This window comes from Dactylosporangium sp. CS-047395 (genome assembly GCF_050942185.1).
In the GTDB taxonomy this organism is placed as follows: domain Bacteria; phylum Actinomycetota; class Actinomycetes; order Mycobacteriales; family Micromonosporaceae; genus Dactylosporangium.
Window position 1 is genome coordinate 3664064 of sequence record NZ_CP192015.1, and the last position, 12340, is coordinate 3676403.

Below are 12340 nucleotides of genomic sequence, written 5' to 3' on the forward strand. Positions count from 1 at the left end.
CGCGGGCGACGGCGAAGGGAGCCGCGCGTGGAGCGGGAAGTGCTCGTCACGGGCATCGGTGGGCAGGGCATCCAGCTGCTCGCCAAGACGCTGGCGCTCGCCGCCACGCGGCAGGGGCGCTACGCGATGCTCGCGGCGGACTACGGCGGGGAGATGCGCGGCGGGCCGTCCAAGGCCGGCGTGGTCATCGGCGACGCCCCGCTCAAGGCGCTGCCCATCCTGCCGTCGGCGTGGTCGGCCATCTTCGCGCACCACCGGCACAGCGAGGGGGTGGAGGACCGGTTGCGGACCGGTGCGCTGGTCCTCGCCAACACGCCGCTGGTCGATCCCGCGGCGTTCCGCCCGGACCTGCGGGTGTTCGCGGTGGACGCGATGGCCGTGGCCAAGGGGGTCGAGGCGCCCAACGCGTCCGGGTTCGTGCTGCTCGGGGCGTACAACGCGCTGACCGGCATGGTCGCGCCGGCCGCGCTGGTGTCGGCGATGGAGGAGCTGCTGCCGCCGTACCGCCGCCAGCACGCCGCCGCCAACGCCCGCGCGATCGAGGCCGGCGAACAGGCCCTGGAGGGGGTGACCGTATGACGCTCGAACTGCTCGAAGGGTCGGCGGCGATGGCCGAGGCGGCGATCGCGGCCGGATGCCGGTTCTTCGCCGGGTATCCGATGTCGCCGTTCACCGGGCTGCTGGAGCAGATGTCGCAGCGGCTGCCCAAGGCCGGCGGGGTCTGCCTGAACGCCGAGAGCGAGATCGAGGGCGTCAACATGACCCTCGGCGCGGCCGCGGCCGGGGCGCGGGCGGCCACCGGCTCGTGCGGGCAGGGCATCGCGCTCATGCAGGAGGCGATCGCCGAGGCCGCGCTGAACGAGACGCCGTTCGTCGTGTTCAACCTCGCGCGCAACCAGCAGGACTACTTCCAGGCGACCCGGGGCGGCGGCTGGGGCGACTACCGCACGATCACGCTCGCGCCCAAGGACATCCCGGAGGCGGTCGAGCACACGCAGCTGCTGTTCCACCTCGCGGACAAGCATTGCGCGCCCGTCGTGCTCTACGGCGACCCGCTCCTCGCGCAGACCCGCGTCGGGGTCGACATCGCGCGCCAGGACTTCGGCGCGCTTCCCGAAAAGGACTGGGCCCTCGACGGTACCGGCGGCGGCACCGGACACAGCCGCCAGATCTGGACGTGGGCGATGGGCAAGGCGACCGACCCGGGACCCGGGCCCGACGGGCACTGGCGCGCGATCGCCGAGAAGTTCGACCGGATCGGCGCCCTCGAGCAGCGGTTCGAGGAGTCGGACAACACCGGCGCGGAAACGGTCGTCGTGGCGTTCGGCTCGGCCGCCAAGTTCGTCGAGCACGTCGCCGGCGAACTGCGCGCGGAGGGCCACGACATCGGCTGGTTCCGGCCGATCACGCTGTGGCCGTTCCCGGGCGACGCGCTCGCGGCGGCCACCCGCAACGCGCGCAAGGTGCTCGTGTTCGAGCTCAACGGCGGGCAGATGCTCGACGATGTGCGCATGCACGCCCACGACCGCCGCGCGGTGCAGTTCATCGGCGGGGTCAGCATCGCCGAGTCGGGGCTCTCGTACGGTCCGCTGCTCGACGCCCCGGTCATCCGCCAACGCATCCTGGGGGCCCTGTGAACATCGACACGACGCGGCCCCCCACCCGGGAGGCCAAGCAGGTCGCCGACTTCAAGCCCAGCCTCATCCTCGGCGAGCACTCGCTGTGCCCCGGCTGCGGCGAGCCCGTCGCGCTGCGCATCCTGCTGGAGGTCCTGCAGGAGCTCGACATCGTGCAGAAGACCATCGGCGTGGTGGGGCACGGCTGTTACGGCAGCTTCGTGCGGATCATGGACGTCGACGTGCTGCAGTGCCTGCACGGCCGGGCACCGTCCTGCGCGACCGGGATCAAGCGCGTGCGGCCCGGCGTCGCGGTGTTCACGCTGCAGGGCGACGGCGACATGGTCAACGAGGGGCTGCAGGAGGTGCTGCACGCGGCCGCGCGGGGGGAGAACATCACCTGCGTGATGCTCAACAACGGGGTGTTCGGCGACACCGGCGGGCAGCAGACCGCGACCACCGTGCTCGGCCAGCGCACGAAGACGAGCATCGACGGGCGCGACCCGGAGACGCACGGCTACCCCATTCCGGTGGCCGACCTGATCGCTTCGCTGCGCGGGGTCGGCTACGTCGCGCGCGGCGCGGTCTCGACCGCCGGCGCCGTCCTGCAGACCAAGCGCATGATCAAGCGCGCGTTCGAGACGCAGCTGGCCGGCGGCGGGTTCTCGCTGGTGGAGATCCTCACGATGTGCCCGACGGGCTGGTTCGTGCCCACCGCCGAAGGCCCGTCGTATCAGCAGGGCACGATGGAGCAGACCTACCGGCTGGGAGAACTGCGGACATCATGAAACTCGAACGGGCCAACACGAGCGAGGCCGTCGCGGCGTACGTGCTGGGGCGGCTCTTCGCCGGCGAGCTCAGGAGCGGCCAGCGCCTCGACCTCGACGCGATCGCCGAGGAGCTCGGGGTGAGCCGGGTGCCGGTCCGGGAGGGGCTCATCCAGCTCGAACGCGACGGACTGGTCGAACGCGCACACTACAAGCGCGCGTTCGTGGCCGAGTTCGACGACGCGACCGTCCGGGAAGCCTTCGAGTTGTACGGCATGCTCAGCGCCCTCACCAACCGCCGCGTCGCCCGCCGCCGCGACCCGGAGGTGCTCGAGGCGCTGACCAAGCTCGACGAATCGCTGGCCGGCTGCGACGACCCGGACGAGTACGAGTCGCTCGCCCGCGAGTTCCGCCGCGTGGTGAACGTGGCCGGCGCCGGCAACCACCTCCGCGCGCTCCTGCGCACGTTCTCGGGCCTGGTGCCGGTCGCGGCCCGGTTCGCCATCGACGACAACCTGGCCGAGGAGCGGGCCGCGCTGCACGCCGAGTTTCTGGCGCTGCGCTCCGGGGCCCCCGCCGCGGCGGGCGAGGCGGCCCTGGCCCACATCCGCCTCACCGCCGGCAACGCGATCGCCGCGCTGCGCAACCGTGGCGTGTTTCCCGAGCACCCGACTGCGGACGACGACGGCTGGGACGACGCGGCGCGCGTCGTGGAAGGGAGTGACGCATGAACCGCACGAGCCGCGGCACGCTCGTCATCGACGCCGACAAGTGCAAGGGCTGCGAGCTGTGCATCGCCGCCTGCCCGCCGAGCGTCCTGGCCATGTCGAGCGAGGTGAACGAGCTGGGCTACCGGTTCCCGCTGCTGCACGAGGGCTGCACCGGATGCACCGCCTGCCAGCTCGTCTGCCCCGACTACGTGTTCAGCGTCTACCGGTACACCGGCAGCGACTGACGCCTCCCGAACAGGGCCAGCGCCAGGCCCAGCGCCGCCAGCGCCAGCCCGGTCAGCGCCATCGGCACCACCCCGGCCCCGGTCACCGGCAGCCGCCCGCCCGCCGCGGGCACCGTGCCGGCGACCGAAACGCTCAGGGCCATCGCGCGCGCCGTGCCGTCCGGGGCGACGCCCTGCGCGACCACGCGGTGCTGCCCCGACGCGAGCCCCACCGGGATCGTCACCGGCGCCGAGAAGTCGCCGTTCGCGTCGGTCAGCACCGTGGCCAGGTTCACCGGCGCCGACCAGATCGTGACCACCGCCGTGGAGTGCGGCGCGAACCCGGTCCCCAGGAACGTGATCCGCTCACCGGCGCCGATCGTCGACACCTGGCTGCCGCGGTCGCTCGTGAGCGTGAGCGACGTGTCCGGGGGCACAGTCGGTACAACTGGCGCGGTTGCGGTTGCGGCATCCGACGGCGCGCTGGCCGCGGAATCCCCGGCCGCCGAGTGCGTGACGACGGTGACCGTCTGGGGCTTGCCCGCCTCCGCGCCGAGCACGCACGACGTCGGAGTCTGCGCGGTCGACGCGCACGTGGACCCCGACGGCGCGGCGGTCGCCGTGTATCCGGTCACTCCGGAGCCGGCCGGCGCCGCCCAGCTGACCAGGATCGACGACACCTGACCGGTCGCCGTGACCTGTGTCGGGGCGTCCGGGACGGCCGGTTCGGAGACCGTGAACGTGTACGCCTGCTGCGCGGTCCGGCTCGCCGCGTCCGTCACGGTGACCGTGAAGTGGTACGTCCCGTCGCTCGTCGCCGTCCCGGTCAGCGCGCCGGTCGCCGGGTTCAGCGACAGGCCGGTGGGCAGGGTGCCGGCGGTGACGGCCCACGTGAAGGGCGCGCTGCCGTGACTGGCCGTGAGCGGCTGGCTGTACGCGGTGCCCGCCACGGCGGCCGGCAGCGACGCCGGCGCGATGGTCAGGCCAGGAACGGCGGCGACCGCGACGCCGTACGGCGAGTCACCCAGCGTGATCGGCGCGCCGACCGTGCCGCCGCCGATGTCGATCTTCCGCATGGCGTTCTGCTGCGGGAACGTGACGTACAGCGTGTCGCCGGCCGGGTTGACCGAGAGGCCGAACGGCGCGCCGGCGCCCGTGGACATGCTGCCGATGACCGAGTACGAGGGCACCTCGATCTCGATCACCTCGTGGCCGGTCTGGCTGTTGACGTACAGCATCGAGCCGTCCGGCGTGTACGCCGCGCGCACCGGCGCGGCGCCGACCGTGATCGGGCTGCCGATGACCTGGTTCGCGGCCGTGTCGATGACCGAGATCGTCCCGTCCGTGCGCGTGACGACCGCGCGCGGGGCGGTGGGGGAGACGGCGATGCCGAACAGCGCGGCGCCGATCGGGATCGTCGCGGTGACCGTGTTCGTGGTGGTGTCGATGACGGTGACGCTCTGCCCGACCTGGCTGGCGACGTAGAGCCGGCTGCCGTCGTGGGACAGCGCGACCCCGACCGGCAGCGTGCCGACCGGGATGCTCGGGCCGGTCGTGTCGGTCGCGGTATCGAGGACCTGGACCTTGCTCGCGGTGGGCTCCACCAGGTACACCCGGGAGCTGTCCGGCAGCGCGGCGCCGCTCGTCACCATGGTGCTCATCGGGAGGGTGGTCGCGACGGCGTCGGTTTCCGGGTCGATGACCGACACCGAGCTGTTGCCGTCGGCGTCGCGGTAGTTCATCGCGTAGACCTTGGAACCGTCGGGCAGCGCCACGACGTCCTGCGGGCGGCGGCCGTTACCGAGGGCGATCGTGGTGTCCACGGCGCCGGTGGCGAGGTCGATGACCGACACCGAGTTGCCGAACGTGTTGCCGGCGTACCCCTTCAGGGTCGCCGACTCGGCGGCCAGGGCCGGGGTGCCGGGCACGCCGACGATCGCGGCGGCGGCGAGCATGATTGCGACAAAGTGCAAAAATGGTACATTAGCCGCACGACGGGTGCTAGGAGGGCCGTTCGGCTGAGCCGGTACGATTGCCGAAATGGCGCCCGACATTGCTGACGACCTGGTGGCTCGCCTCGCCCGGGCCGGGGTCGGGGACGTGCTCACCGACGCGGCCCATCGCTCCGCGTACGGCAGCGACGCCTCGCTGTACCGGGTCGTGCCGCGGGCCATCGTCCGCCCCCGCTCCGACGAGGAGGTCGCGGCGACCCTCGAGGTGTGCCGGGCGCTCGGCGTGCCGATCACCGCGCGCGGGGCGGGCACCTCGGTCGCCGGCAACGCGATCGGCCGCGGTGTCGTGCTGGACTTCAGCCGGCACATGGACCGGATTCTCGAGGTCGACCCGGGCAGCCGCACCGCCCGCGTCCAGGCCGGCGCCGTGCACGCCACCCTCCAGGCGGCCGCCCGCCCGCACGCGCTGCGGTTCGGGCCGGACCCGTCCACCCACACCCGCTGCACGATCGGCGGGATGATCGGGAACAACTCGTGCGGGTCGCGCACCCTCGGCTACGGGCGGACCTCGGACAACGTCGTCGGGCTGGAGGCCCTCACGATCGACGGCGAGCGGTTGTCGACCGGGCGTGACGAGCGCGGGCGCCCCACCCTCGAGGGCGCCAAGGCGATCGCCGACCAGCTGCAGGCCGTCGTGCAGGGCAGCCTCGCCGTCGCCCGCACCGAGTTCGCCACGTTCCCGCGGCAGGTGTCGGGCTACGCCGTCGAGCATCTGCTGCCCGAGCGCGGCTTCGACCTGACCGGGCTGCTCGTCGGCAGCGAGGGCACCCTGGCGATCGTGACTTCGGCGACGGTACGGCTGGTCGTCGACCCCAGGCACCGCCTGCTCGTGGTGCTCGGGTACCCGGACATCGGCTCGGCCGGCGACGCCGCTCCCACGGTGCTCGGCTTCGACCCGACCGCCTGCGAGGGCATCGACTCCCGCATCGTCGACGTGGTGCGCAGCCGCCGCGGCCCCGATGCCGTCCCGCCGCTGCCGGGCGGCACCTCGTGGCTGTTCGTCGAGATCGCCGGCGACGACCTCGACGAGTGCCGCGACCGCGCCCGCCGCCTGGCCGAGGGGGCCGGGGCGGTCGACGCGCTCGTGGTCGAGGACGCCGCCCTGGCCGCGCCGCTGTGGCGGATCCGCGAGGACGGGGCCGGGCTGGCCGGGCGGGCGCCGTCCGGGCTGCCCGCGCACGGCGGCTGGGAGGACTCGGCCGTGCCGCCGGCCCGCGTCGGGGACTACCTGCGCGACTTCGACGTGCTGTGCGAGCGGCACGGGTTGAGCAACATGCCGTACGGGCACTTCGGCGACGGCTGCGTGCACGTCCGGCTCGACTTCCCGCTCGACAAGCCGGGCGGCCCCGGGAAGTTCCGCGCGTTCCTGGAGGACGCGGCCGACCTCGTCGTCAGCTACGGCGGCTCGCTGTCGGGCGAGCACGGCGACGGCCGGGCCCGCAGCGAGTTGTTGTCGCGGATGTACTCCGCTGAGGCCATCGCCCTCTTCGGCGCCATCAAGCACGCGTTCGACCCCGAGAACCTGCTCAACCCCGGCGTCCTCGTCGAGCCCGACCCGGTCGACGCCGACATCCGGGTGGCGGCCGGGCGGCCGGTCAAGCAGCCGCTGGCGTTCGGATATCACGCGGACCACGGCGACTTCAACCAGGCCGTGCACCGCTGCACCGGCGTGGGCAAGTGCCGCGCCGACACCACCGCGCTCGGCGGCGTCATGTGCCCGTCGTTCCTGGCCACCCGCAACGAGAAGGACTCCACCCGCGGCCGGGCCCGGGTGCTGCAGGAGATGCTCGACGGCGACCTCGCCCCCGACTGGCGCGCGCCCGCGGTACACGACGCGCTGGATCTGTGCCTGTCCTGCAAGGGCTGCGCCTCGGACTGCCCGACCGGCATCGACATGGCAGCCTACAAGGCCGAGGTGCTGCATCAGAGCTTCAAGGGCCGGCTGCGCCCGCGCTCGCACTACTCCCTCGGCAAGCTCCCGATGTGGTCCCGGCTCGCCTCGCGCATGCCGCGGATCGCCAACGCGCTCACCTCGGCCCCCGGCCTGCGCAACCTCGCCCTGTACACCGCCGGCGTCGACGCCCGCCGCTCGATCCCGCGGTTCGCGGGCAAGACGTTCCGCCGCTGGTTCGGCCGCCGCACGTTCGAGGGCAAGCCGGTGCTGCTGTTCGTGGACAGCTTCACCGACCACTTCGCGCCGGACATCGCCAAGGCGGCGGTCGAGGTGCTCACCGCGGCCGGCTACGCGCCCGAGCTGACCAGCGAGTCCGCCTGCTGCGGGCTGACCTGGATCAGCACCGGCCAGCTCGACGCGGCCAAGCGCATCCTCGGCTCCACCGTCGGCGCGCTGCAGGGCGCCGTCGACCGCGGCATCCCGATCGTCGGCCTCGAACCGTCGTGCACCGGGGTGCTGCGCAGCGATCTCGTCGAGCTGCTGGATTCCGACGCGGCCCGGGCCGTGAGCGCGGCGACCGTGACCGTGGCCGAGCTGCTCGCCCGGACGCCCGGCTGGACCCCGCCGTCGCTGGAGGGCGTGAAGGTGGTCGCCCAGCCGCACTGCCACCACCACGCCGTCATGGGCTGGGAGGCCGACGCCAAGCTGCTCAAGGCCACCGGCGCGACGGTCGAGCGGCTCGGCGGCTGCTGCGGCCTGGCCGGCAACTTCGGCGTCGAGCGCGGCCACTACGAGGTGTCGGTGCAGGTCGCCGAGCAGCAGCTGCTGCCCGCCCTGGACCGGGCGGAGCCCGGCGACGTGTTCCTGGCCGACGGCTTCTCGTGCCGCACACAGGCCGAGGACCTGGCCCAGAAACCGGGCAAGCACCTGGTCGAGCTGCTGGCGGACGCCCTGCGCAAGCGTTGACAATCCGAAATTGCGCTAGTTCACTAGTGCAATGACGGTTTTGACGCTGTTCCGCGTCGACCGGCGCGGCGGCACGGCCGTATACGCCCAGCTGGTCCAGCAGGTCCGCCAGGCCGTCCGGGTCGGGCGGCTCCGGCCGGGCGATCGGCTGCCGACGTCCCGCGAGGTCGCCGAGGGGCTGGGCATCAACCCCAACACGGTGCTCAAGGCCTACCGCGAGATGGAGGCGGCCGGGCTGGTCGAGGCCCGGCAGGGCTCGGGCACCTACGTGCTCGACCAACGGCCGTTGGATTTGGGCGACCTGCGCGAGGAGCTGGCCGCCTGGGTCGCCCGGGCCACCGCGGCCGGGCTGGACCGGGCCGACCTGCACGCCCTGCTCGACGAGGCCTGCCGTGTCGACGGCTGAGCCGGCCCTGATCGTCGACGCCGTCACGCACCGCTTCGGCGACCGCACGGCCCTCGACGACTGCTCGTTCGCCGTTCCGGCCGGCTCGGTCACGGCCCTGGTCGGGCGCAACGGGGCCGGCAAGACCACGCTGCTGCGGGCCGCGGCGGGGTGCGGTACCACCGTGGTCCTGTCGACCCATGCGGTGGCGGACCTGGCCGGCGTGTGCGACCACGTGGTGGTGCTCTACCACGGCCACGTCCGCGCGGCGGTGGAGGTCGACGCCGCCCTGGCCGGCCACCGCCTCGTCAACGGCGCCGCCGACGACTTCGCCGCGCTCGACGGCGCCGAGGTCGTCGAGCTGCGCCGCGACCGGACCGGCTTCACGGCGCTGGTCCGCATCGGCGAGACCGTCCCGGCCGGCACCCTCGCCTGGCACCATCCGAGCCTGGAGGACCTCGTGCTCGCCTACCTGCGGGGCAGTCGTGATCTGGCTGGCGGTACGACTGCTGCGCCCTTGGCTGTTGACGGCGGCGGCGCTGACCGCACTGTCCACTGTGGCGCTCGTGGCCGGCTCGGCCGTCGTCCAGCACCAGCTCGACGCGCGCGGCCTGCCCGGCTGCGTCAACCCCAACCGCTGCTACTCCAGCGGCGGCGCGATCCTCGTCATGGAACTGATCGCGGCGTTCGTCCCGTCCGTGCTCGGCCTGCTCCTGGGCATCCCGCTGTTCGCCACCGATAGAGCCGATTTCGTGCAAACCCAGTCGGTGTCCCGGATCGCCTGGGCGGCAAGGAAGTTCACGGTCGCGCTGCTCACCGCCGTCGCGTGTACGGGCCTACTGTCCACTGTGTACCGCCTGCTCGCCGCGCGCTACACGCTGCTCGCGAACGACACGTACGAGCTGCTGGACCTGTTGCACCTGAACAACCCCGGGTTCATGGTGATGCGCACGGTGCTGCTGCTGACGACCGCCGCCCTGCTCGGGCTGACGGGCTCGGGCCCGCTGCGCACGGCGGTGCTGTCCGTCTGCCTGTGGCCGTTCGCGCTGATCGCCATGTACGGCGGCCCGGCCCTGCTGCCGCTGGGCTTCCTCGGCTCGTCGTCCTCCACCACGCTCTCCCCGGACGACGACGGCTCCTGGACGGCCGACATCGGCTTCGCGGACCCGTACGCCTGGACGTCGGCCGCGATGACGGTGGTGTACGTCCTGCTGCTGCTCCTGGCCGGCCGGGCCGCCCTCCGGCGCCCTCCCCGGACGGGCGTCAGCCCTGGTGATAGCCGATGACCCCGCCGGACTTGGCCACGAGCACGTCGGCGCCGAGCACGGTGCCGAACGCGCGGGTCGACTCCGGGCTGGGGACGCGGTCGGCCGGCTTGGCGTCGATGCCGCAGGGGGCGCCGAGCTCGCCGCCGATCCGCTGATGTTCGGGCTTGCCGTCGATGTAGTAGGCCTCGCCGTACTCGAACTCCGCGCGCGTCCCGCACCAGAACGTCGCGTCGGCGGCCGGCTTCTCGGTCCGGCCGGTCGTCAGGTCGATGACGATCGGGCCGGTCCCGCCGCTGACCAGCAGCCGCCCGGGGCCGGTCAGGGCCCGTCCCGCAGTCAGCGTGACGAGCTCCTCGGCCGCGCCGACCGGCACCGACCACGTCGTCTTGCCCGTGGCCGGGTCGAAGCCCTCGACGACGACGTCGAGCCCGGAGCGCGACATGGACTTCGACGCCGCCGACCAGGTCGAGGTGCCCTTGTACCGGCACCGCACCGGGATGCTCTCGCTCTCCGGGTTCGCCGGGTCGACCGGCACCTCGACGGTGCCCTGGCAGCCCAGCGCGCTGCCGGCGTCGCGCCACACCACCGAGCCGTCGGCCTCCGACAGCGCCGCGGTGGCCGACCCGGCCGCGAGGTCCCGGGTGAACCCGCCGGCGCCGGAGCTGGTCTCTCCACCGTAGACGGAGCCGACGTAGAGTTTCGGCTGCGAGTACAGCGACCAGCTCCACCCGAGGTCGGACGTGAACCCGGCCGGGAACGCGTCGCCGAGGTTGCGCTGCCACACCAGCTTCCCGTCGCGGATCAGGGCGACCTTCTCCGGATCGCGGGTGCCGAGATCGGTGAGGCCCTTGCTGCCCACCGACCGCGACCCGGCCGGCGCGCCCGTGTTCTCGGCGACGTACTGCTTGTCACTCATCCGCAGCCGGTGCGGCGTCGCCTTGTCCTTGTACGAGGCCCGCGACGTGGTGCACACGTCGGTCCCGTTCGAGCAGGCGAGCGGCGGCGAGCCGAACAGCGTCGGCGCGGTGACGGCGACGTCGTCGCCGGTGCGCGGATCGGCCACCACCAGCTGGGCGAACAGGTTCCCCTTGGGATCGGCCCGGAAGTACGCCACCTTCCCGTCCACGACGTGCACCACCACGGGCGTGCCGAGCGCCACCTCCCCGGGCGACGCGGCGCGCCCCCAGAGCGTCTTGCCGGTCGCGGGGTCGAGCGCGACGATCTGCAGCCGCCCGGCGTCGGCGACGTACCCGACGGCGACCCCACCGACGGCCGTGAACTGCCCGGCGGGCTTGAGATCGGTGCGCTGCCAGGCCTGCGTGAGCGGCGGCGCCTTCGCGGACGCGGAACCCCCGGGCGCGGCGGTGTGGTCGGCCTCGCAGCCGGCCGCCGCCAGCAGCAGCCCAGCGAGCAGCACAGAGCCCATCGATCGACGCACGCGTTTACCCCCGTAGATGCGGTCTGATCAAGTAGACCACATCGCATCGACACCGCTCGTCCCCCCGGTCAGGAGGCTGACGGCTCCGGGCGCAGGATCGGGCGCTTGGCCGCGCCGGAGAAGCTGAACACGGCGTTGGGCCCGGCGATGAACGGCGCGACGGCCGCCGCGGTCAAGGCCCGCACGTGCACGCCGTCGTCGAAGCCGTTGTGGTCGCAGCCGGAGTACCGCAGCACGATCTCGGACACCCCGGCCGCTGACCGCACGCGCAGCACGATGGCGTCGTCGCCGTACGAGTATTCGGCCGTGCAGTCGCCGGGGCTGTCCGGGCCCCCGCCGATGGGCGCCCGTCCGACCTCCCGGATCGCCTCGGCGGCCGCCGATCCGTCCAGGCGCAGGGCCGCCAGCAGGCGCAATGGGTCGTGCAGGAAGTCCCGGGCGAGCAGGTACTTGCACGCCGACACGCTCGTCACGTCGCGCAGCTTGGTCACGTCCAGCGGTTTGGCCGGGCGTTGCTGCGGCCGCTCGCTGACCGGATGCGTCGTCGGGCAGCCGGCGCTGTCGGTCGTCACCCGCCGGATCGTCGCCACGATGCGGTCCCGCAGGTCGGCCGGCGCGTTGACGGTGACCTGGACCCGGTCCAGGCGTACCAGCGTCTGGTCGCCCGCCTCCGCCTTGCCGTCCGGCTCGGTGGTCCAGTCGAAGGCGAGCAGCGAGCCGGTCTTCGCGACCAGCGTGCCCGGCGCGGGGTCACCGCCGACCGGGCAGCCGACCAGGGTGCTCACCCCGGGCCGCCCGACCGCCGGGCCGGGAGCTTTGTCCGGGACGCACCATTGGTGAAGCCGCTGGGTGCCGTTGTCCCAGCGCCACTCGCCGGGGACGCCGGCCTGCACGCCGCCGAAGTACTCCCACCGCCAGCCCGACGGAAGATCCGGCGAGTCGCTGCCGGCGGGCGAGGACCCGGCCTCCGGCGAGGACCGCGGCGCGCACCCCGCCACGCCGAGCACCAGTAGAGCCAGCACGATCGCCCCCGAACGTCGCATGACCCCATGGTAGAGGA

General features: G+C 73.2%; 11 protein-coding genes. 8 read left to right on the forward strand and 3 right to left on the reverse strand.

The annotated features are described in order from the left end of the window. Positions 1-27: 27 nt before the first annotated feature. Genes ACQP00_RS17210 through ACQP00_RS17230 form a run of 5 tightly spaced genes read left to right on the forward strand, consistent with a single transcriptional unit; the run spans position 28 to position 3338 of the window. Positions 28-579: a 2-oxoacid:acceptor oxidoreductase family protein gene (locus tag ACQP00_RS17210; RefSeq protein WP_433220162.1), complete on the forward strand. Its 552-nt coding sequence runs from the start codon at positions 28-30 to the stop codon at positions 577-579. Then, positions 576-1637, forward strand: a complete 1062-nt coding sequence (locus tag ACQP00_RS17215; RefSeq protein WP_433220164.1) for a hypothetical protein — start codon at positions 576-578, stop codon at positions 1635-1637. The genes ACQP00_RS17210 and ACQP00_RS17215 overlap by 4 nt, the downstream gene beginning before the upstream one ends. After that, on the forward strand, positions 1634-2404 hold the full coding sequence (locus ACQP00_RS17220) for a thiamine pyrophosphate-dependent enzyme (protein ID WP_433220166.1): 771 nt from the start codon (positions 1634-1636) through the stop codon (positions 2402-2404). The genes ACQP00_RS17215 and ACQP00_RS17220 overlap by 4 nt, the downstream gene beginning before the upstream one ends. After that, the gene (locus tag ACQP00_RS17225) at positions 2401-3114 is read left to right on the forward strand and encodes a GntR family transcriptional regulator (protein ID WP_433220168.1); all 714 of its coding nucleotides are present in this window, start codon (positions 2401-2403) and stop codon (positions 3112-3114) included. The genes ACQP00_RS17220 and ACQP00_RS17225 overlap by 4 nt, the downstream gene beginning before the upstream one ends. Then, complete coding sequence (locus ACQP00_RS17230; RefSeq protein WP_433220170.1) at positions 3111-3338, forward strand: 4Fe-4S dicluster domain-containing protein; 228 nt, start codon at positions 3111-3113, stop codon at positions 3336-3338. The genes ACQP00_RS17225 and ACQP00_RS17230 overlap by 4 nt, the downstream gene beginning before the upstream one ends. Here the strand turns inward: ACQP00_RS17230 and ACQP00_RS17235 are convergent. Beyond that, entirely contained in the window at positions 3314-5290 is a 1977-nt protein-coding gene (locus tag ACQP00_RS17235; RefSeq protein WP_433220172.1) for a putative Ig domain-containing protein, read from the reverse strand. The two genes, ACQP00_RS17230 and ACQP00_RS17235, sit on opposite strands and share 25 nt — an antisense overlap. 67 nt (positions 5291-5357) lie before the next feature. Here ACQP00_RS17235 and ACQP00_RS17240 point away from each other — a divergent pair, with 67 nt between their 5' ends. From ACQP00_RS17240 to ACQP00_RS17250, 3 genes are read left to right on the forward strand one after another with little or no spacing between them, the layout of a single operon-like run. Beyond that, complete coding sequence (locus tag ACQP00_RS17240) at positions 5358-8189, forward strand: FAD-binding and (Fe-S)-binding domain-containing protein (RefSeq protein ID WP_433220174.1); 2832 nt, start codon at positions 5358-5360, stop codon at positions 8187-8189. 40 nt (positions 8190-8229) lie between these two features. Continuing rightward, entirely contained in the window at positions 8230-8595 is a 366-nt protein-coding gene (locus tag ACQP00_RS17245) for a GntR family transcriptional regulator (protein WP_433223882.1), read from the forward strand. After that, positions 8582-9316: an ATP-binding cassette domain-containing protein gene (locus ACQP00_RS17250; RefSeq protein ID WP_433220176.1), complete on the forward strand. Its 735-nt coding sequence runs from the start codon at positions 8582-8584 to the stop codon at positions 9314-9316. The genes ACQP00_RS17245 and ACQP00_RS17250 overlap by 14 nt, the downstream gene beginning before the upstream one ends. Positions 9317-9837: 521 nt before the next feature. Here the strand turns inward: ACQP00_RS17250 and ACQP00_RS17255 are convergent. Both ACQP00_RS17255 and ACQP00_RS17260 read right to left on the reverse strand, forming a co-directional pair. Next, complete coding sequence (locus ACQP00_RS17255) at positions 9838-11268, reverse strand: hypothetical protein (protein WP_433220178.1); 1431 nt, start codon at positions 11266-11268, stop codon at positions 9838-9840. Between the two features lie 80 nt (positions 11269-11348). Beyond that, on the reverse strand, positions 11349-12323 hold the full coding sequence (locus ACQP00_RS17260; RefSeq protein WP_433220180.1) for a hypothetical protein: 975 nt from the start codon (positions 12321-12323) through the stop codon (positions 11349-11351). Positions 12324-12340: the final 17 nt, after the last annotated feature.

Bases quoted from the DNA above. Each gene is read 5' to 3' on its own strand.
- ACQP00_RS17215 (WP_433220164.1), top strand. From the start codon at position 576: ATGACGCTCGAACTGCTCGAAGGGTCGGCGGCGATGGCCGAGGCGGCG.
- ACQP00_RS17225 (WP_433220168.1), top strand. From the start codon at position 2,401: ATGAAACTCGAACGGGCCAACACGAGCGAGGCCGTCGCGGCGTACGTG.
- ACQP00_RS17230 (WP_433220170.1), top strand. From the start codon at position 3,111: ATGAACCGCACGAGCCGCGGCACGCTCGTCATCGACGCCGACAAGTGC.
- ACQP00_RS17240 (WP_433220174.1), top strand. From the start codon at position 5,358: ATGGCGCCCGACATTGCTGACGACCTGGTGGCTCGCCTCGCCCGGGCC.
- ACQP00_RS17255 (WP_433220178.1), bottom strand. From the start codon at position 11,268: ATGGGCTCTGTGCTGCTCGCTGGGCTGCTGCTGGCGGCGGCCGGCTGC.
- ACQP00_RS17260 (WP_433220180.1), bottom strand. From the start codon at position 12,323: ATGCGACGTTCGGGGGCGATCGTGCTGGCTCTACTGGTGCTCGGCGTG.